This window comes from Streptomyces sp. NPDC004327 (assembly GCF_042873935.1).
Classification (GTDB): domain Bacteria; phylum Actinomycetota; class Actinomycetes; order Streptomycetales; family Streptomycetaceae; genus Streptomyces.
Window position 1 is genome coordinate 34,408 of record NZ_JBIAME010000012.1, and the last position, 21,778, is coordinate 56,185.

Consider the following 21,778-nt stretch of genomic DNA (forward strand, 5'->3'; position numbering starts at 1 on the left):
GCCGCGTACCGGCGCCCGCGCCGGCACGCCGGCGGCCGCGGCACCGCAGACGGACCCGGTGGGGGACGCGGATGGCGACGACGCTCTCGGTGGTCGTGCTCGCCGCCGGGGGCATCGGGCACGCGGTGGTGACCAGCCTGGACACCGGCATCACCCGGATCGACCCGTTCAAGGACATGAAGAACCGCCCGCAGGCCGGGCACGGCATGAACGTGCTGCTCGTCGGCACCGACGGACGCGACAAGATCACCGAGGAGGAGCGGCGGAAGTACCGGCTCGGCGGCGCGCCCTGCCACTGCACGGACACCATCATGCTCGTCCACATCTCCGAGGACCGGGAGCGGGCCAGCGTCGTCTCGCTGCCGCGCGACTCGTACGCCGAGATGCCCGAGCACACCGACCTCACCACCGGCCGGCACCACCGCGCGCACCCGGTGAAGCTGAACGCCGCGTACGCGGAGGGCGGGCCCGGGCTGACCGTGCGGACCGTCGAGTCGATGACCGGGGTGAAGATCGACCACTACGTGGAGGTCGACTTCACCAGCTTCATGCGGACCGTCGACGCGGTCGGCGGCGTGCAGATCTGCACCACCAAGCCGCTCAAGGACTCCTACACCGGCCTCGACCTGCCCGCCGGGCCGCACGACCTGGACGGCGGGCAGGCGCTGCAGTACGTGCGCTCCCGCCATGTCGACGGGGCCGCGGACATCGGGCGCATGCAGCGCCAGCAGAAGTTCCTGGCGGCGCTGATCGACCGGATCACCAGCGGCGGGGTGCTGCTGAACCCGGTGCGGTTCCGGGAGGTCGCGTCGAGCATGCTGAGCTCGGTGCGCGCGGACCAGGGATTCGGCACGGAGCAGATGCTGGCGCTCGCGAAGGCGATGCACGGGTTCACGCCGGCGTCGTCGGAGTTCGTGTCGGTGCCGATCGGCGAGATGAGCTTCGACGTGAAGGGCATCGGCTCCACGGTGAAGTGGGACGCGGCCAAGGCGCAGAAGCTCTTCCAGTCGCTGCGCGACGACCGGCCGCTCGCCCCGGCCCGGCCCGCGGCGCCGAAGGGGCCGCGGCCGGCCGACGTCGACGTCGCCCCGAAGACGGTCCGCGTGCAGGTCTACAACGGGACCCGCACCGACGGGCTCGGCGGGCGCGTCGACACGGCGCTGCGCGGCACCGGCTTCGACACGACGCGGGCGCCGCGGACCGGCGCGGGCGGGCAGGAGCACGCCCGGACCGTCATCGCGTACGACCCGCGCTGGGACCGCTCGGCGAAGTCCCTGGCAGCGGCCCTGCCGGGGGCCGAGCTGCGGCCGGTGCCGGGGCAGGGCGGGACGCTGGAGGTGACGGTGGGCGCGGACTACCGGGGCGTGACGCCGGTGCGGGCGCGGGAGGCGCAGTCGGGGCAGTTCGAGGCGGTCAGGGGAGACCAGGTGGTGTGCCCGTAGGGGGTGGGGCGGCAGGGGTCCGGTGGATCAGGGTCGGGGCGCGCCCTAGTCCTCGTAGCCGTCGGCCCTGCGCTGCTCGCGCAGTTCCCTGATCGCGCGGCGGCGGGCCAGGCGGTGGGTGCGGCGGATCTGGGCTTCCTGGTAGCGGCGCTTGTCGCGTTCCGTCTCCGGGACGACCGGCGGGACCGGGCGGGGCTTGCCGTCGCCGTCGACGGCGGCGAAGACGAGGTAGGCGGAGCCGACCTGGGTGGCGGGCGTGGACTCGTTCCAGCGCTCTGCCATGACCCGTACGCCGACCTCCATCGAGGACCGGCCGGTCCAGTTGACCTGGGCCTTCACGTGCACCAGGTCGCCGACCCTGACCGGCTCCAGGAACGCCATCTCGTCCATGGACGCGGTGACGGCCGGGCCGCCCGAGTGCCGGCCGGCCACCGCGCCCGCCGCGTCGTCCACCAGCTTCATGATCACGCCGCCGTGCACCGTACCGAGGAGGTTGGTGTCGTGGCTGGTCATGATGTGGCTGAGCGTGGTGCGGGAGGCCGAAGTGGGCTTGCCCGGGATGTCGCCCTGATCTGTCATGCCCTCTACCTTATGCCCGGCCTTGGCACCGGTCCCGGCCCGGTCCGCTTTGCATCAGCTTGGCAACAGCGCCGACCCGATTCCCCACCCGCCCTGTCGGCCGCGCCGGGCCGGACGGCACACTGGTCCGCATGAATGACTGGCCCGACGCCCAGCCCGAGGGACCCCGCCGGATGCGCCACGTGCAGCGGCCGCAGGTCCCCCCGCAGCAGCCCCAGCAGCAGTACGGCCAGGGGTACGGCCAGCAGCGCGGTCAGGGCTACGACCAGGGCTACAACCCGAGCTTCACGCAGGCGCAGGGCACCGGCTACGACTCCGGCTACAGCGACGGCCAGGTCTACGGCGGCCCGCAGGGCCCCGGCCACGGCGGCCGCGGCACCGTGCCTCCGCAGTACGACCCGCGCCCCGCGGGCGGGCGGCCCGCCCCGAACTGGGGCCGCCGGATCAAGATCGGCTCGATCGTGCTCGTCGTCGCCGTCGTCGGCTGGGGCGCCGGCACGTACGCCTGGGCCAGCTCGCGGATGCGCAACGAGGTCGACCTCTCCAAGGTCATCGAGCGGCCGTCGGAGGGCGACTGCACCACGTATCTGATCGTCGGTTCCGACAGCCGTGAGGGCATGTCGGCCGAGGAGAAGAAGAAGCTGCACACCGGCTCCGCCGAGGGCAAGCGGACCGACTCGATGATGATCCTCGCGGCCTGCTCCAGCGGGAACACGATGGTCTCGCTGCCGCGTGACTCCTGGGTGACGATCCCGTCGTTCGTCGGTTCGGAGTCCGGCAAGAAGTACGCCCAGCGCGGCGGCTCCAAGCTGAACGCGGCCTACGCGATGGACGGCCCGGAGCTGCTCGTCCGCACCGTCGAGTTCAACACCGGCCTGCGCATCGACCACTACGCGGAGATCGGCTTCGCCGGCTTCGCGAACATCGTGGACGCGCTCGGCGGCGTGGAGATGAACATCGACAAGGGCTTCAAGGACAAGAAGTCCGGCGCCGACTTCCAGGCCGGCACGCAGACCCTCGACGGCGAGCAGGCGCTGGCCTTCGTCCGTACCCGCTACGCCTTCGCCGAGTCGGACCTCCAGCGCACCAAGAACCAGCAGAAGTTCCTGTCGGCGCTCGCCAACCAGGCGGCGACGCCGGGCACGATCCTCAACCCGTTCAAGCTGTACCCGACGCTGGGCGCGGGCCTGGACACGCTGATCGTGGACAAGGACATGTCGCTGTACGACCTGGCGCAGATGTTCTTCGCGATGAAGGGCATCAGCGGCGGCAGCGGCAAGTCGATGAACATGCCGATCAACGGCACGGCCCCGCAGAACTCGCTGCGGTGGGACCAGCCGAAGGTGAAGCAGCTCGTCGAGCAGATCAGGAACGACGAGCCGGTCACGGTCACGTCGAGCCGCTGATCACACCGCGCCGATCACACCGCGCCGATCACCCGGCGCCGGTCACCTCGTACAGCACCCGGCCGTCCGGGCCCGTCCCCGCCTCGCGCAGGGCCGGGTCCCCGGCCGGGAGCCCGCCGCGCGAGGGCCGCTGGAGCACCCAGCGCACGTGATAGCGGCGCAGCACGGCGAGGCGTTCGGCGCGCGGGGTGCCGGGCGCGAAGTAGCGCTCGGTGTCGGCGACGCGGCGCCGCTCGTCGGGCAGGAAGAAGTCCGGGTAGCCGGGCGCGACGGTGTAGCCGCCGTAGGCGGGCAGGGTGACGGCGGCCCGCCGGTCGCCGGTCAGGAAGACGTCCCCGTAGGCGGCGTCCCGCATCGCCCAGCCCACCGGCTTCCACAGCGGCCAGCCGTGCCGGGTGACCGCGGCGGGCAGCCGGTCGGCGGGCACGACGAACGTCACGGCGTGCCGCTGGGCCCAGACGCCGACCGCCAGGGCCGCGGCGAGCACCACACCGGCGCCCGTACGCAAACGCCGGCCCCCGGCCTCCAGGACGCACAGCGCGACGGCGATCTGCGCGGGCATGAGCACGGCGGGCTCGGTGCGGCCGAGCGACCACTTGCCGAGCAGTCCGCCGGCGACGACCGTCGCCAGGCCGAGCGCGCACCACACCACCAGCGGATCGCGGTGGTCCCTGCGCCACCGCAGCGCGAGCGCGAGCGCGCCGAGCGGCACCACGAAGGTGAAGAGCGACCCCAGGTGCCGGTAGAGCGGCCGGTGGATCTCCTCCAGGCCGCCGACGCCGAGGAGCTCGAAGAAGGAGTAGTACGGCCATGCCACGAGCAGCGCGAGCCCGGTCAGGAGCGCGGCGCCGAGGCGCAGGACGGCGGCCCGGCGGGCCGGGACGCGCGCGGCGACGAGGACGCCGGCCGCGCCGAACGTGAAGACCACGCCCGTGAACTGGTGGCTGAGCGTCAGCACGGCCCACAGCCCGCCGAGTCCGGCGTACGCGGCCACGGACGTGCCCGGGCGGCGCAGGGCGTGCGTGAGCAGTGCGAGGAAGTGGAAGCCGAGGCCGGTCGCGAAGGTGCTCGGGTAGGAGAGGTTCGCCGACAGCGACATGAGGCCGGCGAAGCCGCTCCAGATGATGGGCCGCGCGCCCCACAGCAGCAGCAGGCACAGCAGGGCGAGCGGCGGCGCGGCAGGGTGGCGGGTCAGGGTGCGGACGAACCGCCGGACGCCGGTCGCCAGGTGAAGCAGCCCGACGGCGCCGGCGCAGCGCAGCACGTCGAAGGTGCCGAGCCCGGTGGCCTTGGCGAACAGGCCGAGGGTGACCGTCCACGGCGAGTAGTAGGGGCTGTCCGTGGGCGAGTCGACCATCGGGTTGCCGGGGTGGAACAGGTCGTGCCGCAGCCGCTCTACGGTCGCCGCGTGCACGCCGAGGTCGCCGATCCAGGGCAGCCGTCCGATCATCAGGACGGCGCCGACGGCGAGGAGTACGGTCGCGCCGCGCAGCGCGAGGAGCAGCACGCCGGACGCTCCGGACCCGCGGGGGTTCGCGGTCGCGGGGAGGAGCCGGGCGGACTCGCCGGTCATGGGTGGGGCCTCACTGGGATCGAGCGGTACGCGGGCCCGGTCGCCCCGGTGGGACCCGGGGCCGGCGGCGCGTGACACACGGTACCGCCGGCCGTGTCGTCCGTTCGACGCGATGGGGGCTTGTCGGCCAGACGCCGTGCGACTACCGATCGGTATCCCGAAGGGACAGGGCACTACCGGGCGCGCGCCCGGGCCCCGACTATGCTCGGGCAGGCATTCCGCCCGACCTCGACTCCTCACTGGAGACCGCATGGCCCTCAAGATCACCGTGATCGGCACCGGCTACCTCGGCGCCACCCACGCCGCGGCCATGGCGGAGCTCGGCTTCGAGGTCCTCGGCCTCGACGTCGTCCCCGAGAAGATCGAGATGCTCTCCGCCGGACGCGTCCCGATGTTCGAGCCCGGCCTGGAGGAGCTGCTCGCGCGGCACGTCGCCGGGATCGAGGGGTCCAGCGGGCGGCTGCGCTTCACGACCTCCTGGGAGGAGGCCGGCGCCTTCGGCGACGTCCACTTCGTCTGCGTCAACACCCCGCAGAAGCACGGCGAGTACGCGTGCGACATGAGCTACGTCGACGCCGCCTTCGCCTCCCTCGCCGGAGTCGTCCGCGAAGGGGCCCTGGTCGTCGGCAAGTCGACCGTGCCGGTCGGCTCCGCGCAGCGGCTCGCCGCGCTGCTGCCCGAGGGCGTCGGGCTCGCCTGGAACCCGGAGTTCCTCCGCGAGGGCTTCGCCGTGCAGGACACCCTGCACCCGGACCGGCTCGTCGTCGGCGTGCCCGAGGGTGCGGACGGCGAGCGGTACGAGAAGGTGCTGCGCGAGGTGTACGCGGTGCCGGTGGCCGAGGGCTCGCCGTTCGTCGTGACGGACTATCCGACCGCCGAGCTCGTGAAGACCTCCGCGAACTCCTTCCTCGCCACGAAGATCTCCTTCATCAACGCGATGGCGGAGGTGTGCGAGGCCGCCGGCGGCGACGTCGCCAAGCTGGCCGAGGCGATCGGGCACGACGAGCGGATCGGCAACAAGTTCCTGCGCGCGGGCATCGGCTTCGGCGGCGGCTGCCTGCCCAAGGACATCCGCGCCTTCATGGCCCGGGCCGGCGAGCTGGGCGCCGACCAGGCGCTGACCTTCCTGCGCGAGATCGACTCCATCAACATGCGGCGCCGCGCGTCCATGGTCGAGATGGCCCGCGAGGCCCTCGGCGGCGGCTTCCTCGGCAAGCGGGTCGCCGTCCTCGGCGCGACCTTCAAGCCCGACTCGGACGACGTCCGCGACTCGCCGGCGCTCAACGTGGCCGGCCAGATCCACCTCCAGGGCGGCCAGGTCACCGTCTACGACCCCAAGGGCATGGCCAACGCCCGCCGTCTCTTCCCCACCCTCGGCTACGCCGACTCCGCGCTCGACGCGGTGCGCGGCGCGGACGTCGTCCTCCACCTCACCGAATGGCGCGAATTCCGCGACGCCCTCGACCCGGCGGCCCTCGCCGCCGTCGTCTCCTCCCCCGTCATCCTCGACGGCCGCAACGCCCTGGACCCGGCGCGGTGGCGCGAGGCGGGCTGGACGTACCGCGCGATGGGCAGGCCGCGGGCCTGACGCCGGCCCCCCGCGGATGCGCCGAGGGCCCCGCCGGAGCGGGGCCCTCGCTGAGCATGCGTCACTTCGCTGACGAGTCGAAGGACTTGAGCGTCGCCACCGACGGGCCCCGCAGCGCCCGCTGTTCGCGCGCCACCGCCTCCGCGTCCCGGAGCACGCGTACCGCGTTCGACCAGGTCAGCTTCGCGAGGTCCGCGTGCGACCAGCCGCGTACGAGCAGTTCCGCGATCAGGTTCGGGTAGCCGGCGACGTCGTCGAGGCCGGACGGGGTGAACGCCGTGCCGTCGTAGTCGCCGCCGATGCCGATGTGGTCGATGCCGGCGACCTCGCGCATGTGGTCGAGGTGGTCGGCGACCGTGGCGGCCGTGGCGATCGGGCGCGGGTTGTCCGCCTCGAAGGCGCGGTGCAGGGCCATCGCCGGTGCGGTGGTGTCGAGGTGGTGGAAGCCGTGCGCGCGCAGGTTCTCGTCGGCGCGGGCCGTCCACTCGACCGCCGCGGGCAGGATGAACTTCGGCACGAAGGTCGCCATGGCCACGCCACCGTTGGCCGGCAGCCGCTCCAGGACGTCGTCCGGGATGTTGCGCGGGTGGTCGCAGATCGCCCGGGACGAGGAGTGCGAGAAGATCACCGGCGCGTCGGTGGTGTCGAGTGCGTCCCGCATCGTCGTCGCGGCGACGTGCGAGAGGTCGACGAGCATGCCGGTGCGGTTCATCTCGCGGACGATCTCGCGGCCGAAGGCGGTGAGCCCGCCGTGCCGCGGCTCGTCGGTGGCCGAGTCCGCCCAGTCGTTGTTCTCGTTGTGGGTGAGCGTCATGTACCGCACGCCCAGGGCGTGCAGGGCGCGCAGGGTGGCCGGCGAGTTGTTGATGGAGTGGCCGCCCTCGGCACCCTTCAGGGAGGCGATCCGGCCCTCCTCGCGGGCCTTCTCCATGTCGTCGGCGGTCAGCGCGGGCGCGAGGTCGGCCCCGTAGCGCGCGAGCAGCAGGTCGACGGCGTCGATCTGCTCCAGGGTGGCGCTCACCGCGTGGTCGCCGGCGAGCCCGCCGGGCACGTACACGGACCAGAACTGGGCGCCGACGCCGCCCGCCCGGAGGCGGGCGAGGTCGGTGTGGAGGGCGCCGGACTGGTCGCCCGCGATGTCGAGCTTGTCGAGGTCGTAGCCGCAGTGCTCGCGCAGCGCCCAGGGCAGGTCGTTGTGCCCGTCGACGACGGGGGCCGAGGCCAGCAGCTGCCGGGCCTCCGCCAGACGGTCGGCGGCCGTGCTCACTGGGCGAACCCGAAGGAGCCCGAGCCCTCGACCTTCTGCCGCAGCCGCTTGCCCTTCTCCGTCGCCTGGTCGTTGAGCTCCTGCTGGAAGTCCTTCATCCGGGCGAGCAGCTCCGGGTCGTGCGCGGCGAGCATCCGCGCGGCGAGCAGGCCCGCGTTGCGGGCGCCGGCGACCGACACGGTGGCGACCGGGACGCCGGCCGGCATCTGCACGATGGAGAGCAGCGAGTCCATGCCGTCGAGGTACTTCAGCGGCACCGGCACGCCGATGACCGGCAGCGGGGTGACCGAGGCGAGCATGCCCGGCAGGTGGGCCGCGCCGCCGGCGCCGGCGATGATCGCCTTGAGGCCGCGGTCCGCCGCCTCCTCGCCGTACGTGATCATCTCGCGCGGCATGCGGTGCGCGGACAGGACGTTGACCTCGTACGCGATCTCGAACTCGTCGAGGGCCTGGGCGGCGGCCTCCATGACGGTCCAGTCCGAGTCGGAGCCCATCGCGATGCCGATGAGCGGGGTGCCGGCGGCCGGGTTACTCAACGATCGTCCCTCGCAGGTAGTCGGCGGCGTGGCGGGCGCGCTCCAGCACCTCGTCCAGGTCGTCGCCGTAGGTGTTGACGTGACCGACCTTACGGCCCGGCTTCACGTCCTTGCCGTACATGTGGATCTTCAGCTGCGGGTCCCGCGCCATGCAGTGCAGGTACGCGGAGTACATGTCGGGGAAGTCGCCGCCGAGGACGTTGCACATCACGGTCCACTTCGCGCGCGGGCGCGGATCGCCCAGCGGAAGGTCCAGGACGGCGCGCACGTGGTTGGCGAACTGCGAGGTCACCGCGCCGTCCTGGCTCCAGTGACCGGAGTTGTGCGGGCGCATGGCGAGCTCGTTGACGAGGATGCGGCCGTCGCGGGTCTGGAACAGCTCGACGGCCAGGTGGCCGACGACGTCCAGCTCCTTGGCGATGCGCAGCGCCAGCTCCTGGGCCTGTCCGGCCAGCTCGGGGTCGAGGTCGGGCGCGGGCGCGATGACGGTGTCGCAGACGCCGTCGACCTGACGGGACTCGACGACCGGGTACGCCACGGCCTGGCCGTGCGGCGAGCGGACGATGTTCGCCGCCAGCTCGCGGCTGAAGTCGACCTTCTCCTCGGCGAGCACCGCGACGCCGGCCTTGAAGGCGTCGTGGGCGTCGGCCTCGGACCGGACGAACCACACGCCCTTGCCGTCGTAGCCGCCGCGCACGGTCTTGAGGATGATCGGGAAACCCTCGCCCTCGGCGGCGAAGGCCGCCGCGTCGGCCGGGTCGGCCACGATGCGGTGCCGCGGGCTCGGCACGCCGATCTCGTCGAGCCTCGCCCGCATCACCCCCTTGTCCTGGGCGTGCGCGAGGGCCGCGCGGCCGGGCCGGACGACGACGCCGTCCGCCTCCAGGGCCGCGAGGTGCTCCGCGGGCACGTGCTCGTGGTCGAAGGTGATCACGTCACAACCGCGCGCGAAGTCACGCAGCGTGTCCAGGTCGCGGTAGTCGCCGATGACGACATCGCTGACCACCTGGGCCGCCGAGTCCTGCGGGGTGTCGCTGAGGAGCTTGAACTTGATGCCGAGGGGGATGCCCGCCTCGTGGGTCATACGGGCGAGCTGACCGCCACCGACCATGCCGACTACCGGGAACGTCACCCTCTTAGGGTATCCGCACAAGTGGCGGACCCTCGTCCGGCTGTGTCTTGTCACAGGTCGGGTGGGTTCGCCTACGCAACGCACACGGATCGTGGTCTTACCGGGCGGGGGCGGGGAGGGGTGGTTAGCATGGCTTGGTTGACGTCATCCGGCGTCGAGGGGTCAACGAACAGGACAGAGCCATCACGATGAGTGAACCCGGCGCGCTGCGCATGCGAGTGGACCGGCTCGTCCGCGAAGTGGCCAAGTTCGGGGTCGTCGGCGGACTCGGCGTCCTCGTGAACCTGGCCGTCTTCAACCTGGTCCGCCACTCCACCGACCTCCCCGTGGTGCGGGCGAGCATCATCGCCACGATCGTGGCCATCGCCTTCAACTACGTGGGGTTCCGCTACTTCACGTACCGCGACCGCGACAAGTCGGGCCGTACGAAGGAACTGGTCCTGTTCCTGCTGTTCAGCGTCGTCGGCATGGTCATCGAGAACGGCGTGCTGTTCGTGGCGACGTACGGCTTCGGCTGGGACAGCCCGCTGCAGAGCAACTTCTTCAAGTTCTCCGGCATCGGCGTCGCGACGCTCTTCCGCTTCTGGTCCTACCGCACCTGGGTGTTCAAGGCGCTGCCGGCGAAGGAGGCGGTGCAGACCGCCGAATCGTTCCTGGAGCAGGCGCCGCGCCAGGCCACCCGCAAGCAGCCCGACCACGTCTGACCGACCGCGCCCGACCCGACCGCGTCCGACCGGCCGACACCCGCGGGGGTGATCCCGCAGGGTGATGCCCACGCGTGATCAGCGCACCGGGCGCTCCGGCGGCGGCTGCTTGCGGCTCCTGACCTCGCGGCTCAGGAAGAGCGCGAAGACCGGCGGCTGCGCCTGCAGCAGTTCGAGCCGGCCGCCGTCCGCCTCCGCGAGGTCCCGGGCCACCGCCAGGCCGATCCCGGTCGAGCTGCGGCCGCTGACCGCCCGCTCGAAGATCCGCGCGCCGAGGTCGGCGGGCACGCCGGGGCCCTCGTCGGTGACCTCGATCACGGACTGGTTGCCGGTGACGCGGGTGCGCAGGGCGACCGTGCCGCCGCCGTGCATGAGCGAGTTCTCGATGAGGGCCGCGAGGACCTGGGCGACCGCGCCCGGCGTGCCGACGGCCCGCATGCCCTGCTTGCCGGAGTGCACGATGGCCCGGCCCGCGCTGCGGTAGGCCGGCCGCCACTCCTCCAGCTGCTGCTTGACGACCTCGTCGAGGTCGAAGGCGACCGCGGAGCCGGTCCGCGGGTCGCGCGAGTTCGTGAGCAGCCGCTCGACCACGTCCGTGAGCCGCTCGACCTGGGTGAGCGCGATCGTGGCCTCCTCCCGGACCGTCTCCAGGTCGTCGGCGACGGCGACCTCCTCCAGGCGCATGGAGAGCGCGGTGAGGGGCGTACGGAGCTGATGGGAGGCGTCGGCGGCGAGCCGGCGCTCGGCGGTGAGCATCCGCGCGATCCGCTCGGCGGAGGAGTCCAGGACGTCCGCGACCCGGTCCAGCTCGGGCACGCCGTACCGCTTGTGGCGCGGGCGCGGGTCGCCGGAGCCGAGCCGCTCGGCGGTCTCGGCGAGGTCGGTGAGCGGCGAGGCCAGCTTGTTCGCCTGGCGTACGGCGAGGAGCACGGCCGCCACGACGCACAGCAGCGCCACCCCGCCGGTGGTCATGGAGGTGCTGAGGACCTCGGAGGTGATCGTGGAGCGGGACTCCTCGACCACCACGCTCTCGCCGCGCTCGCCCTCGGCGAGGCCCCGGATGACGCTGCCGGACGGCCGGGTGCCGATCTCGATCGGGGGGCGGCCGGGGATGCTGATGTGCGCGTACCGCTTGGCGCCGCTCTGCTCGGCGAGGATGTCCGGGGTGACCGGCTCGCCGCCGATCAGCCGGCTGTCGACGATGGAGACGATCCGCAGCGCCTCGGAGTCCACGCTCTCCTGGGCGCTGTTGGTGATCGTGCGGGTCTCGACGATGACGAGCGCGCCGCCGAAGACGGCGATGACGACGAGCACCACGGCGAGCGTGGAGTTGATCAGGCGGCGGCGCACCCCGTACCCGCACCTTCGTAGGTAGTTCTTCGCGGTCGGTTCCCCGAGGGGGTTCCTCCCGCAGGCCGGTCCTTCCCGCGGTCAGCTCTTCCCGCGGTCGGTTCTTCTCGCGGTCAGTTCTTCTCGAAGCGGAAGCCCACACCGCGGACGGTGGCGATGTACCGCGGGTTGGCCGCGTCGTCGCCGAGCTTCTTGCGTAGCCAGGAGATGTGCATGTCGAGGGTCTTGGTGGAGGACCACCAGGTGGTGTCCCAGACCTCGCGCATCAGCTGGTCGCGCGTGACGACCCGGCCGGCGTCCCGGACCAGGACCCGGAGCAGGTCGAACTCCTTGGCGGTGAGCTGGAGCTCCTCGTCGCCCATCCAGGCGCGGTGCGACTCGACGTCGATGCGCACGCCGTGGGTGGTCGGCGCGGTGGCCGGCTCGGTGGCGCCGCGCCGCAGCAGGGCCCGGACGCGGGCGAGCAGTTCGGCGAGGCGGAAGGGCTTGGTGACGTAGTCGTCGGCGCCGGCGTCGAGACCCACGACCGTGTCGACCTCGTCGGCGCGGGCGGTGAGCACCAGGATCGGCACCGTGTGGCCGTCGGCGCGCAGCCGCCGGGCGACCTCCAGGCCGTCCATGCCGGGCAGACCGAGGTCGAGCACGACCAGGTCGACCCCGCCCTGGAGTCCGGCGGCGAGGGCGGTCGGGCCGTCCTCTCTGACCTCGACCTCGTATCCCTCCCGCCGCAGGGCGCGGGCCAGCGGTTCCGAGATGGAGGCGTCGTCCTCGGCGAGCAGTACACGGGTCATGGAGCTGATGGTAGTCCGCGCGGCACCGGTGCCGGGGCGTGATCCACAGCCCGGTGCCCCCGCCGTGCGCCTGCGATCGACGGCCCTATGGATCTTGCCCCTTATCAGGCTTACGACCTTCGAATGAGGGAAATCGGTTCCATCGGCACCTGTGATCCATCTCTCAAGTCCTTCCATATGCGGCACTGTCGTGTCGTATGGTGTCGAGAGTTCTGTAGCGGTAATCGGGGACCTTTGGCCGCGTTGATGCGCCAAGGGTCTCTTTTCTGCACAAGGCGGCCGTCGGCGGCCTTGAGGACAGTGAATGACCTGTGGGCCGGGTCCGACGACGCGCTGACGCGTCAGGGCGTGGATCCCGGGGAGGTGCGACCGCACTTCACCGGTGCCGGCCTCCCCCACCGGGCGCACCCCGCTCACGAAGCGCGCGTCCCGACAGAGCAAGGATCGACATGGCGTCCACCCTCGCCACGCCTTCCACCGGAACCTCCGGTTCCGGGAAGACGTTCTTCGGCCACCCTCGCGGCCTGGCCACCCTGTTCATGACCGAGATGTGGGAGCGCTTCTCCTACTACGGCATGCGCGCGCTTCTCGTGCTGTACCTGGTCTCCGGTGGCGTCGACGCCGCCAAGGGCGGTCAGGGCGGCGGCCTCGCCATGACGGCCGCGACGGCCACGGCGATCTACTCCGTGTACGTGTCGATGGTCTACCTGATGGCCATGCCCGGTGGCTGGTTCGGTGACCGTGTGTGGGGTGCCCGCAAGACGGTCACCATCGCCGGCTTCGTGATCATGGCGGGCCACACGGCGCTCGCGATACCCGGCCAGGCCGCGTTCTTCGCCGGTCTCGCCCTCGTCGCCGCCGGTTCCGGTCTGCTGAAGGCCAACATCTCCACGATGGTGGGCCACCTCTACGACGGCCCGGACGACCCGCGCCGTGACGGTGGCTTCACGCTCTTCTACATCGGCATCAACCTCGGTGCCTTCGTCGCCCCGCTGGTCATCGGCACCGTCGGCGAGAGCTACAACTGGCACCTCGGCTTCCTGCTCGCCGCCATCGGCATGGCGATCGGTCTGGCCCAGTTCCTCTTCGGCACCCGCCACCTGAGCGAGAAGAGCAACAAGGTCCCGAACCCGCTCTCCCCCGCCGAGCGCAAGGCCGTCATCGTCAAGGCCGCCGTCGTCGTCGCCGTCGCCGCCGTCTTCTACGCGGTGATCGTCGCCCTCGGCATGTACACCCTGAACTGGGCGCTGGTCCCGATCACCCTGGCCGGTCTGATCATCCCGATCGCCGTCCTGGTCCGCATCAAGCGCGACAAGGACCTCGACAAGGTCGAGCAGTCCAAGGTCTCCGGCTACATCTGGTTCTTCGTGGCCGCCGCCGCCTTCTGGATGATCTACGACCAGGGTGGCTCGACGCTCTCCCTCTTCGCGGACAGCAAGACCGCCGACCACATCGGCCCGCTGAGCTTCCCGGCCACCTGGTTCCAGTCGCTCAACCCGCTCTTCGTCATGGCGCTGGCTCCGGTCTTCGCCTGGCTGTGGCTGTGGCTCTCCCGCCGCGGCAAGGAGCCGAGCACGATCGTGAAGTTCTCGCTGGGCCTGCTGGGCATCGGCATCTCGTTCTTCGTGTTCCTCGCCCCGATCGGCATGGCCACCGGCGACGCCCGCGTCAGCCCGATGTGGCTGGTCGGGATCTACATGATCCAGACCATCGCCGAGCTGTGCCTCTCTCCGGTCGGCCTCTCCGTCACCACGAAGATGGCGCCGCAGAAGTACGCCTCGCAGATGCTGGGTGTCTGGTTCCTCGCCGTCACCGCCGGTGACTGCACCACGGGTCTGCTCTCCCTCGCGGGCGTGGACCTGAACGGCACGGGCATCATCGCCCTGCAGGCCGCGGCCGCCTCGCTCGCCGCCGTCGCGGTCTTCATGTACCGCAAGAAGGTCCAGGCGCTGATGGGTGACGTCCACTGACGGACGTGACCGGCTGACGCCGTACGGCTCTGAAGGCCGCCGCACCGGATTCGGTGCGGCGGCCTTCGTCGTTCCCGGGTCCGGCTCCGGCTCACTGCGTTCCCGGTCCGGCTCCGGCTTGCTGCCTTCCGGCTCCTAGCGGCGCAGGCGGGCCCACGGGGTGAACGTGAACACCGCGCCGCCCAGCAGGATCACCGTGCCCGCGACGAGGGCGAGCGCGCGCAGGGCGCCGTCGTCGCCGGCGCCGGTCTCGGCGAGGTTGCCGCCGGAGCTCCCGGAACCGCCGGAGGCGGTGCTGCCGCCACCGGAGGAACCGGTGCCGCCGGAGGCGCCGCCGGCCTGCTTGCTGGTGTCGAGCGTCAGGGAGGCCTGGACGGAGCCCTTGACCTCGCAGGGGATCACGATGGGCGTGCCGCCGAGCGAGACGGTGATCGTGAGCTTGCCGGGGCTCAGCGTCGACCTGCCGCTCGCGCCCGGCTTGTACGTGCCCGTCATGTCCGGCAGGTCGACGGGCTTGCCGGCCTCCAGCGGGGCCGGGTTGCCGGGCCCGGTGACCTTCACCGAGCCGGAGTCCGCGCCGCCGAGCTTCACGTCCATGGAGGGCTTGAGCGCGCCGGCGGGGAGCGCGGCGGGACTGTTCATGACGCCCTTGGCCGTCTTGACGGTGAGGGCGTAGGAGCCGCCGCTCTTCTTGGCGTCGATGGTCACCTTGGAGTTGATGGAGGCGGGCCCGGGAGCCTGACAGGCGAAGGCGACCGCGACCTGCGAGCCGTGGAAGTCGGTCTGACCGCCGCCTCCGCCGCCGCTGGAGCCGCCGGAGGTGGTGGTCCCTCCGGAGGTGGTGGTGCCGCCGGACGTCGTGGTGCCGCCCGTACCGCCTCCGGTGGTGGTCGTACCGCCCGACGTCGTCGTGCCGCCCGCCGCGCCGCCGGACGTGCCTCCGGCGTCCTTCACCTTGATCGTGGCGCCGGCCGCGACCGTCTCCTTCGGGGAGCACTTGGTGTCCGTCGACATCGGCTTGGACACGTTGATCGTGTACTTGTCCGGCGTCAGCGTGACGTCGCCGGCCTTGGTCAGCTTCAGCTTGCCCTTCATGTCCGGCAGGACCATCGGGCTGTTCTTCTTGATCGGCGGGTTCTGCCGCGGGCCCTCCATCGCCAGCGTGCCGCTCGCCGCTCCGCCGAGGTTGATCACCCCGGTGGGCTTCACGGTGTCCTTGTCCAGGTCGAGGATGTCGGGGTTCTTGGACGCGGCCTCGACCGTCTTCCAGACCACCTCCACCTCGTCGCCCACCTTGGCCTCCGCGGGCGCGGTGATCTGCACCTTGGTGGTGCCCTCGACCGGCGGCAGGCCGGAGATGGGCGGCGGGATGCACTCCGTCTTGTACGAGACCTCGGCGGCCAGGGCGGGACTCGCGGTCAGCAGGATCCCCGCGCCGCCGAGCATCAGCGCGATCCCGGCCGCGCTCATCCTCCGTTGCGTGCTCACGACGGTTCCTTCCTTGTCGAACTGCTCGTCGGGCTGTTCTCTGACGGTGCGGAGTCGGGGGTGAACCACGGCAGGACCGCGGTCGTGGCGGTGTCGTGCGCGGGTGCGGGCGCGGGCCCGGGCGGGGCGGCCCGGCGGGCCCGCTTCCCGTGCGCGCCGGTGGCCGGGCGGGACCGGGGCGCCCGCGGCCGGACCCTGTCGACGACCGCCATGCCGATGCGGAACAGGGCGGCCGGGACGACGACCGCGAGCAGCAGCCAGAACAGCGTGACGCCCCAGGGCCGTCCGACGCCCCAGGGCTGCTCGACGAGCACCTTCCCGCCGTACTTCACCGACACCTGGTAGTCGCCGTGCGCGCCCGCGCCGAGCTCGACGGGCAGCCGGACGAGGGCCTTGCGGCCGGGCGCGATCGTGCCGCGCCACTGCCGCTCGTCGTACTGCGGCGAGAAGACGCCGTGGCTGGTGCCGACCTCGAAGACGGGGTCCTTGACGGCGGTCTGGCCGAGGTTGCCGACGGTGACGACGATGTCGCGGCGGGCGGGCGCGCCGAACCAGACGAGGACGCCGCCGGAGCCTTCGAGCCGGGCCGAGGTGAGCGGCACGAGCCGGCCGCTGCCGGTGGCCTCGGGCAGGGGTGCGGTCGGGTGCCCGGCGACGGTGAAGGCGACGTCCACGGAGTCCTGTTGGCCGGTGACGCCGGCGACGTGGACCACGCAGGGGCAGGGCTTCGGCGGTTCGGCGACCGGCAGTTTCTGGCTGAAGGCGCCCTTGGCGTCGACGGTGGCGGCGCGGCCGTCGGTGTTGGCGCAGGAGTTGGTGCCGCCGATGACGCCCTTGCCGGGCGCGGACTGGCCGCAGACCAGCAGCATCAGCAGCGCGCCGGGCTTCCAGCCGGAGCCGCTGACGGTGATCTCGCCGCCCTTGCCGCCCTCGCTCCGCGAGAGCGCGGCGGTGGGGCCGGGTGCGGCGGCGGCCGGTGCGGCGGCGGACAGCAGCCCGAGGACCAGCAGGAGCGGTACGGCGAGCGCACGCAGGTACGTCATCGTTGCCTCCTCGATCGGCGTATCGCGTACGTGGCCGTGCCCGCCGCCGCGAGCAGGGCGGCCGCCGCGCCGCCGAGGCCCGCCGGGGAGGCGAAGGAGGCGTCCGCGCGGGCGGTCGCGGGGGCCGCCTCGGGGGCGCCGGCGGTCAGCCGGACGGTGACCGAGTCGAGCGCGGGCGGGTCGGGCCAGGGTTCGGTGCGGGTGGCGCGCTCGCCGGGGCGCAGGACGAGCGGGAGCGGGCGTTCGGGGCGGTCGAGGACGGTGCCGAGGACGCCGTCGGCGTGCACGGCGAGGCGCGGGGCGAGGACGGTGTTGCCGCGGTTGACCAGGGTGTAGCGGATGCCGCTCGACCGGTCGACCGTCACGCCCTCGACGGTGAGCGCGGCCAGCCGCGGCCCGCTGACCCTGAGGTGGAACGGGACGACCGTCGTGCGGCCGGCGGCCTCGGCCCGTACCGCGCCCTGGTGGTCGCCGGGCGGTGTGCCGGCGGCCACGGTGACGGCGAAGGGCACGTCGGCGCGGGTGCGGGCGGGCACGGTCACGGCCGGGGCGGCGAAGGCGACGGCCGGGCCGCGGCCGGTGAGGCGGACGGTGACGGGCTCGGAGGCGTGGTTGGTGACGGAGAGGGTGTCCTGGAGGACGCTGCCGGCGGCGCCCTCCAGATAGACGTACGGGCGGCCGGCGGCGGGTGCCGCCGTCCAGGAGCCGGCGCGGGACGGCGGGGCGGCCGCGAGCACGCCGAGCAGGGTGACGGCCCCGAGCGCGCCCCGTACCACCCGTACGCCCCGCATCAGCGCGCCGTGTGCCGTGCCGTGCGCCGGGTGAGCCAGAGCACCCCGGCGGCGCCGGTCAGCAGCACGGTGCCGCCGAGGGTGGCGAGCGCGGCGGCGGAGTCGAGCGGCCCGGTCTTGGGCAGCTGCCCGCCGTCGGACCCGCCGGAGGACCCGCCGGACGAGCCGCCACCGGATCCGCCCGCGGCCGTGACGTCCAGCTCCAGGGACGGCTTGGGGCTGTTGGTCGGCTTGCAGACGGCGGCGTCCATGCCGAGCGCGTGGACGGTGAGGGTGCCGGCCGTGAAGCTGACCTTGCCGCTCTTCTTCGGCGTGTACGTGCCGGTCAACTGCCCGATCTTGATGGGCGTGTTGGGCGGGATGGCCGCGGTGTTGGGCGTGCCCTTGACCTGGACCCTGCCGCTGTCGGCACCGCCGACGACGAGTTCGGCGCGCGGGGTCATGACGCCCTTGGGCAGTTCGACGGGGCTGTCGGAGACGCCTTTGTCGAAGGACATGGTGATCGTGTACGAGCCGCCGTTCTTCTCGGCCGTGATGTCGACGGGCGAGACGGCGCTCTTGGGGCCGATCTTCGTCTCGCAGGCGTAGTCGACGTCGACGACGGCGGCGTGCGCGGCGGTGGCCGAGAGCAGCACGGCCGAGCCGGCCACCGCCACCGCCGCCGCGAGCGCACTGGCTCTTCTTCTCCGGTTCGGCACGTCGAGCACCCCTCACCACACCGTTACTGACGGTCTATCAGATTGGCCGTCAAGGTACGCCGGGGCGGTTACGGAGGGAAGAGAGGATGCTGTGAAAGTCGTGCGGACGGCGGGCGGGCCTACGCCGGGGCGGCGAGTTCGGCCCAGACGGTCTTGCCGGGGGCGCCCGGCACCCGGTCGATGCCCCAGGAGCGGCAGAGCCGCTGCACGATGAACATGCCGTGTCCGCCGGGGCGTCCGGCCCGGTGCGGGGTGCGCGGGGCGGGCTGGCCGGCGCCGCGGTCGGCGACCTCCAGACGGAGGACATCGGCGAGGCGGAGCACGCGCAGGCTCTCGGGGCCCTCGGCGTGCAGGCAGGCGTTGGTGACGAGTTCGGAGACGACGAGCAGCACGTCCTCGGCGGCGGCCCGGCGGTCGGCGGTGGCGGCGGGCAGCCAGCCCCACTCGTGCAGCAGCTGCCGGGTGAAGTCCCGGGCCATCGGTACGGTGCCGCTGGCGGCCCCGAGGGCGAGGTGACGGACGTCGGGGTCGCCGGAGACGGTCTCCATCAAGCGCTTCACCTCGCAAGGACGGTCGGGACGGTAAGGGGCCGGAACGGGGTCGGGCTCAGGGGGCGAGCGCCGATTCGACCGACTCGTGCAGGGTGAAGACGGCGTCCGCCCCGGTGATCTCGAAGACCCTGGCCACCTGGGGCGGCATCCCCGCCAGATGGACCCCGCCGCCCGCGGCGTCGGCCCGCAGGCGAGCGGCCAGCAGCACGTTGAGTCCGGTGGAGTCGCAGAACTCGAGCCGTGAGCAGTCGAGTACGAGGCGTGCCCGGCCTTCGTCGAGCGCGCGGTCGAGTGGCGCACGCAACAGTTCGGCGGTGTGGTGATCGAGCTCACCCACCGGGGTGAGCACCTCGCTCGCCCCCACGGTCCGGACCTCGACCCGGAATCGCCCGGGTGCGCTGCCGATGTGCTGGCGGTACATGCGTCGAACCATACAAGTCGGGGCTCCGCTTGCGCACACGAGCTCCACCCCAAAAGTAATGAACCGGACAATTGCCACTTGCAACCATCGCGGTCGAACGGGTAGGGCTAGAAGGACACGTTCCACATGGCCGGCTTCGGAGGCGCCGCAAACCGCAGCAAGACATCACGATGGAGGAGACCCATGTCCCCCCGGCTCGACGTACCCGACCTCGCGGAGCTCGCGGACCTGCCCGTGCTCCCGACCGCCGACGAGATCGCGCCGCACGACGCGCGCGCCCTGTCGAAGACCCTCTTCGCCCGCCTCGGCGACCTGGAGGAGGGCACCCACGAGTACGCGTACGTCCGCAACACCCTGATCGAACTCAACCTGGCGCTCGTGAAGTTCGCCGCCTCCCGGTTCCGCACCCGCAGCGAACCGATGGAGGACATCGTCCAGGTCGGCACGATCGGCCTCATCAAGGCGATCGACCGCTTCGAACTGGCGCGCGGCGTCGAGTTCCCCACCTTCGCGATGCCGACGATCATCGGCGAGATCAAGCGCTTCTTCCGCGACACCTCGTGGTCGGTGCACGTCCCGCGCAGGCTCCAGGAACTCCGCCTCGACCTCGCCAAGGCCGGCGACGAGCTCGCCCAGCGCCTCGACCGCGCCCCCACCGTCGACGAACTCGCCCGCGAACTCGGCATCCGCCCCGAAGAGGTCGTCGAGGGCATGGCCGCCGCCAACGCCTACACCGCCTCCTCCCTCGACGCCCCGCCCGAGGACACCGAGACCGACGGCGCCACCCTCGCCGACCGCCTCGGCTACGAGGACCACGGCCTGGAGGGCATCGAGTACATCGAGTCCCTCAAGCCGATGATCGCCTCGCTCCCGCCCCGCGACCGCCGCATCCTCTCCCTCCGCTTCACGGCGGGCCTGACCCAGTCGGAGATCGGCGAGGAGCTGGGCATCTCCCAGATGCACGTCTCGCGCCTGCTGTCCCGCACGCTGGCGCGACTGCGCCGAGGACTCACGGTCGAGGAGTAGAGCGCGCGAGCCGCGCCCGCGCGTTCACCGGCGGGCGCGGCTCGGGATCGTCGTACGGCTGGTGGACTCCGCGGACGGCGGACTCGCCGTCGAGGCGGCGGACGCGACGGACTCCCACCGGCCCGCCACCGTCACGGCGCGCTCTGGGCGCGCACTGGCCGGCCTGGCTCAGGCCGCCCGCACGCCCTTTCGCCAGACCTCCGCGACCAGCGGGACGCCGGGGCGGTAGGCCAGGTGGACGTGGGAGGGGGCCTCCAGGATCACGAGGTCGGCCCGGGCGCCGGGGGACAGGCGGCCGACGTCGGTGCGGCGGAGGGCCGCGGCGCCGCCGGCGGTGGCGGACCAGAGGGCCTCGTCGGGGGTCATCAGCATGTCGCGGACGGCGAGGGCGATGCAGAAGGACATCGAGCTGGTGAAGGACGAGCCCGGGTTGCAGTCCGTGGACAGGGCGACGGTGACGCCGACGTCGAGCAGGCGGCGGGCGTCCGGCCACACGGCGCGGGTGGAGAACTCGGCGCCGGGCAGCAGCGTGGCGACGGTGTTGCCCTGGGCCAGGGCGTCGATGTCGGCGTCGGTGAGGTGGGTGCAGTGGTCGGCGCTGGCCGCGTCGAGCTCCACGGCGAGCTGCACGCCGGGGCCGTACGACAGCTGGTTGGCGTGCACGCGGGCCTGCAGGCCCTTCGCCTTGCCGGCGGTGAGGATCGCGCGGGCCTGGTCGCCGTCGAAGGCGCCCTTCTCGCAGAAGACGTCGACCCAGCGGGCGTACGGGGCACAGGCGTCGAGCATCTCGCCCGTCACCAGGTCCACGTATCCGGCCGGGTCGTCGGCGTAGTCCGGCGAGACGATGTGCGCGCCGAGGTACGTGACCTCGTCGGTGTGCTCGGCGGCGATGCGCAGGGCGCGGGCCTCGTCCTCGACGGTGAGGCCGTAGCCGGACTTGGTCTCGAAGGTGGTGGTGCCCTGGCGCAGCGCCTCCCACATGTAGCGGGCGACGTTGGCGGACAGCTCGGCGTCGGTCGCCGCGCGGGTCGCGGCGACCGTCGTCCGGATGCCGCCCGCCTTGTAGGGCTGGCCGGACATCCGGGCGTTGAACTCGGCCGTGCGGTCGCCCGCGAAGACGAGGTGGGAGTGGGAGTCGACGAAGCCGGGGATCACGGCCCGGCCGCCGGCGTCGACGCGGTTGTCAGAGGCGGGTGCTTTGCTTGATTCACCGACCCAGACGACGGTGTCGCCCTCGATGACGACGGCCGCGTCCTGGATCAGACCGAGTGGCGAACCATCACCGAGGGAGGGGTCGTTGGTGACGAGACTGGCGATGTTGGTGACGACCGTGGCGTTCGTCGCCACGGCGCTGTTCGCGCTCGTGGGGGCGGAGGTCGCCGCCGGCTTGTTCGTCGCCGCGGGGCCGGTGTTCATGGTGAG

Annotated in this window: 20 protein-coding genes; 6 read left to right on the plus strand and 14 right to left on the minus strand. The window is 72.4% G+C overall.

The genetic code is table 11. The features are described from left to right. The first annotated feature begins 71 nt into the window (after positions 1–71). Complete coding sequence (locus ACFYU9_RS33510; protein ID WP_389347316.1) at positions 72–1,442, plus strand: LCP family protein; 1,371 nt, start codon at positions 72–74, stop codon at positions 1,440–1,442. Positions 1,443–1,487: 45 nt separating this feature from the next. Here ACFYU9_RS33510 and ACFYU9_RS33515 read toward each other — a convergent pair whose 3' ends face one another. Continuing rightward, entirely contained in the window at positions 1,488–2,021 is a 534-nt protein-coding gene (locus ACFYU9_RS33515) for an acyl-CoA thioesterase (RefSeq protein WP_389215944.1), read from the minus strand. Positions 2,022–2,152: 131 nt separating this feature from the next. Between ACFYU9_RS33515 and ACFYU9_RS33520 the strand changes: the two genes are divergently transcribed. Further along, a complete protein-coding gene (locus tag ACFYU9_RS33520; RefSeq protein WP_389347318.1) occupies positions 2,153–3,427 on the plus strand; it encodes an LCP family protein in 1,275 nt (424 codons plus the stop codon). A 28-nt stretch (positions 3,428–3,455) separates the two neighbouring features. On the opposite strand, the gene ACFYU9_RS33525 is transcribed toward ACFYU9_RS33520, so the two are convergent. Continuing rightward, positions 3,456–5,000, minus strand: a complete 1,545-nt coding sequence (locus tag ACFYU9_RS33525) for a hypothetical protein (protein ID WP_389347321.1) — start codon at positions 4,998–5,000, stop codon at positions 3,456–3,458. 250 nt (positions 5,001–5,250) lie between these two features. Here ACFYU9_RS33525 and ACFYU9_RS33530 point away from each other — a divergent pair, with 250 nt between their 5' ends. Then, complete coding sequence (locus tag ACFYU9_RS33530) at positions 5,251–6,588, plus strand: UDP-glucose dehydrogenase family protein (RefSeq protein ID WP_389215935.1); 1,338 nt, start codon at positions 5,251–5,253, stop codon at positions 6,586–6,588. Between the two features lie 61 nt (positions 6,589–6,649). On the opposite strand, the gene ACFYU9_RS33535 is transcribed toward ACFYU9_RS33530, so the two are convergent. Genes ACFYU9_RS33535 through ACFYU9_RS33545 form a run of 3 tightly spaced genes read right to left on the minus strand, consistent with a single transcriptional unit; the run spans position 6,650 to position 9,523 of the window. Further along, positions 6,650–7,855, minus strand: coding sequence for a dipeptidase (locus tag ACFYU9_RS33535; protein ID WP_389347324.1), 1,206 nt, complete (start codon positions 7,853–7,855; stop codon positions 6,650–6,652). Beyond that, positions 7,852–8,349 (minus strand): 5-(carboxyamino)imidazole ribonucleotide mutase, encoded by a 498-nt coding sequence (gene purE, locus ACFYU9_RS33540; RefSeq protein ID WP_389216069.1) that lies wholly within the window; start codon positions 8,347–8,349, stop codon positions 7,852–7,854. The genes ACFYU9_RS33535 and purE overlap by 4 nt, the downstream gene beginning before the upstream one ends. Before the next feature lie 34 nt (positions 8,350–8,383). Next, positions 8,384–9,523, minus strand: coding sequence for a 5-(carboxyamino)imidazole ribonucleotide synthase (locus ACFYU9_RS33545; protein ID WP_389215929.1), 1,140 nt, complete (start codon positions 9,521–9,523; stop codon positions 8,384–8,386). Positions 9,524–9,711: 188 nt separating this feature from the next. On the opposite strand from ACFYU9_RS33545, the gene ACFYU9_RS33550 reads away from it, so the two are divergent. Beyond that, positions 9,712–10,227: a GtrA family protein gene (locus tag ACFYU9_RS33550; protein ID WP_389215926.1), complete on the plus strand. Its 516-nt coding sequence runs from the start codon at positions 9,712–9,714 to the stop codon at positions 10,225–10,227. Between the two features lie 78 nt (positions 10,228–10,305). On the opposite strand, the gene ACFYU9_RS33555 is transcribed toward ACFYU9_RS33550, so the two are convergent. Both ACFYU9_RS33555 and ACFYU9_RS33560 read right to left on the minus strand, forming a co-directional pair. Further along, complete coding sequence (locus ACFYU9_RS33555) at positions 10,306–11,577, minus strand: ATP-binding protein (protein WP_389215923.1); 1,272 nt, start codon at positions 11,575–11,577, stop codon at positions 10,306–10,308. Positions 11,578–11,690: 113 nt separating this feature from the next. Then, the gene (locus tag ACFYU9_RS33560; protein WP_389215921.1) at positions 11,691–12,368 is read right to left on the minus strand and encodes a response regulator transcription factor; all 678 of its coding nucleotides are present in this window, start codon (positions 12,366–12,368) and stop codon (positions 11,691–11,693) included. A 449-nt stretch (positions 12,369–12,817) separates the two neighbouring features. Here ACFYU9_RS33560 and ACFYU9_RS33565 point away from each other — a divergent pair, with 449 nt between their 5' ends. Next, on the plus strand, positions 12,818–14,338 hold the full coding sequence (locus tag ACFYU9_RS33565) for a peptide MFS transporter (protein ID WP_389215918.1): 1,521 nt from the start codon (positions 12,818–12,820) through the stop codon (positions 14,336–14,338). A 135-nt stretch (positions 14,339–14,473) separates the two neighbouring features. On the opposite strand, the gene ACFYU9_RS33570 is transcribed toward ACFYU9_RS33565, so the two are convergent. The 6 genes from ACFYU9_RS33570 to ACFYU9_RS33595 all read right to left on the minus strand — a co-directional run bounded on the left by ACFYU9_RS33570 (position 14,474) and on the right by ACFYU9_RS33595 (position 19,330). Further along, positions 14,474–15,808, minus strand: a complete 1,335-nt coding sequence (locus ACFYU9_RS33570; RefSeq protein WP_389347570.1) for a hypothetical protein — start codon at positions 15,806–15,808, stop codon at positions 14,474–14,476. Positions 15,809–15,822: 14 nt separating this feature from the next. Continuing rightward, on the minus strand, positions 15,823–16,869 hold the full coding sequence (locus ACFYU9_RS33575) for a hypothetical protein (RefSeq protein ID WP_389347326.1): 1,047 nt from the start codon (positions 16,867–16,869) through the stop codon (positions 15,823–15,825). Next, positions 16,866–17,660, minus strand: coding sequence for a hypothetical protein (locus ACFYU9_RS33580; protein ID WP_389347329.1), 795 nt, complete (start codon positions 17,658–17,660; stop codon positions 16,866–16,868). Before ACFYU9_RS33580 ends, ACFYU9_RS33575 begins: the two co-directional genes overlap by 4 nt. Then, positions 17,660–18,358 carry a peptidase gene (locus ACFYU9_RS33585; RefSeq protein WP_389347332.1) on the minus strand — a complete coding sequence of 233 codons (699 nt, stop codon included), beginning with the start codon at positions 18,356–18,358 and terminating at the stop codon, positions 17,660–17,662. The genes ACFYU9_RS33580 and ACFYU9_RS33585 overlap by 1 nt, the downstream gene beginning before the upstream one ends. Before the next feature lie 119 nt (positions 18,359–18,477). Further along, complete coding sequence (locus ACFYU9_RS33590; RefSeq protein WP_389215907.1) at positions 18,478–18,906, minus strand: ATP-binding protein; 429 nt, start codon at positions 18,904–18,906, stop codon at positions 18,478–18,480. A 58-nt stretch (positions 18,907–18,964) separates the two neighbouring features. Next, positions 18,965–19,330: an STAS domain-containing protein gene (locus tag ACFYU9_RS33595; protein WP_389215904.1), complete on the minus strand. Its 366-nt coding sequence runs from the start codon at positions 19,328–19,330 to the stop codon at positions 18,965–18,967. A 183-nt stretch (positions 19,331–19,513) separates the two neighbouring features. Here ACFYU9_RS33595 and ACFYU9_RS33600 point away from each other — a divergent pair, with 183 nt between their 5' ends. Beyond that, positions 19,514–20,356, plus strand: a complete 843-nt coding sequence (locus tag ACFYU9_RS33600; protein WP_389347335.1) for an RNA polymerase sigma factor SigF — start codon at positions 19,514–19,516, stop codon at positions 20,354–20,356. Positions 20,357–20,524: 168 nt separating this feature from the next. Here the strand turns inward: ACFYU9_RS33600 and hutI are convergent, their stop codons facing one another. Then, positions 20,525–21,772 carry an imidazolonepropionase gene (gene hutI, locus ACFYU9_RS33605; RefSeq protein ID WP_389215898.1) on the minus strand — a complete coding sequence of 416 codons (1,248 nt, stop codon included), beginning with the start codon at positions 21,770–21,772 and terminating at the stop codon, positions 20,525–20,527. Between the last annotated feature and the right edge of the window lie 6 nt (positions 21,773–21,778).

Coding starts and splice junctions, on each gene's coding strand:
- ACFYU9_RS33510 (WP_389347316.1), top strand. CDS start 72: ATGGCGACGACGCTCTCGGTGGTCGTGCTCGCCGCCGGGGGCATCGGG.
- ACFYU9_RS33515 (WP_389215944.1), bottom strand. CDS start 2,021: ATGACAGATCAGGGCGACATCCCGGGCAAGCCCACTTCGGCCTCCCGC.
- ACFYU9_RS33520 (WP_389347318.1), top strand. CDS start 2,153: ATGAATGACTGGCCCGACGCCCAGCCCGAGGGACCCCGCCGGATGCGC.
- ACFYU9_RS33525 (WP_389347321.1), bottom strand. CDS start 5,000: ATGACCGGCGAGTCCGCCCGGCTCCTCCCCGCGACCGCGAACCCCCGC.
- ACFYU9_RS33530 (WP_389215935.1), top strand. CDS start 5,251: ATGGCCCTCAAGATCACCGTGATCGGCACCGGCTACCTCGGCGCCACC.
- purE (WP_389216069.1), bottom strand. CDS start 8,349: ATGGGCTCCGACTCGGACTGGACCGTCATGGAGGCCGCCGCCCAGGCC.
- ACFYU9_RS33550 (WP_389215926.1), top strand. CDS start 9,712: ATGAGTGAACCCGGCGCGCTGCGCATGCGAGTGGACCGGCTCGTCCGC.
- ACFYU9_RS33560 (WP_389215921.1), bottom strand. CDS start 12,368: ATGACCCGTGTACTGCTCGCCGAGGACGACGCCTCCATCTCGGAACCG.
- ACFYU9_RS33565 (WP_389215918.1), top strand. CDS start 12,818: ATGGCGTCCACCCTCGCCACGCCTTCCACCGGAACCTCCGGTTCCGGG.
- ACFYU9_RS33570 (WP_389347570.1), bottom strand. CDS start 15,808: ATGAGCGCGGCCGGGATCGCGCTGATGCTCGGCGGCGCGGGGATCCTG.
- ACFYU9_RS33575 (WP_389347326.1), bottom strand. CDS start 16,869: ATGACGTACCTGCGTGCGCTCGCCGTACCGCTCCTGCTGGTCCTCGGG.
- ACFYU9_RS33580 (WP_389347329.1), bottom strand. CDS start 17,660: ATGCGGGGCGTACGGGTGGTACGGGGCGCGCTCGGGGCCGTCACCCTG.
- ACFYU9_RS33590 (WP_389215907.1), bottom strand. CDS start 18,906: ATGGAGACCGTCTCCGGCGACCCCGACGTCCGTCACCTCGCCCTCGGG.
- ACFYU9_RS33595 (WP_389215904.1), bottom strand. CDS start 19,330: ATGTACCGCCAGCACATCGGCAGCGCACCCGGGCGATTCCGGGTCGAG.
- ACFYU9_RS33600 (WP_389347335.1), top strand. CDS start 19,514: ATGTCCCCCCGGCTCGACGTACCCGACCTCGCGGAGCTCGCGGACCTG.
- hutI (WP_389215898.1), bottom strand. CDS start 21,772: ATGAACACCGGCCCCGCGGCGACGAACAAGCCGGCGGCGACCTCCGCC.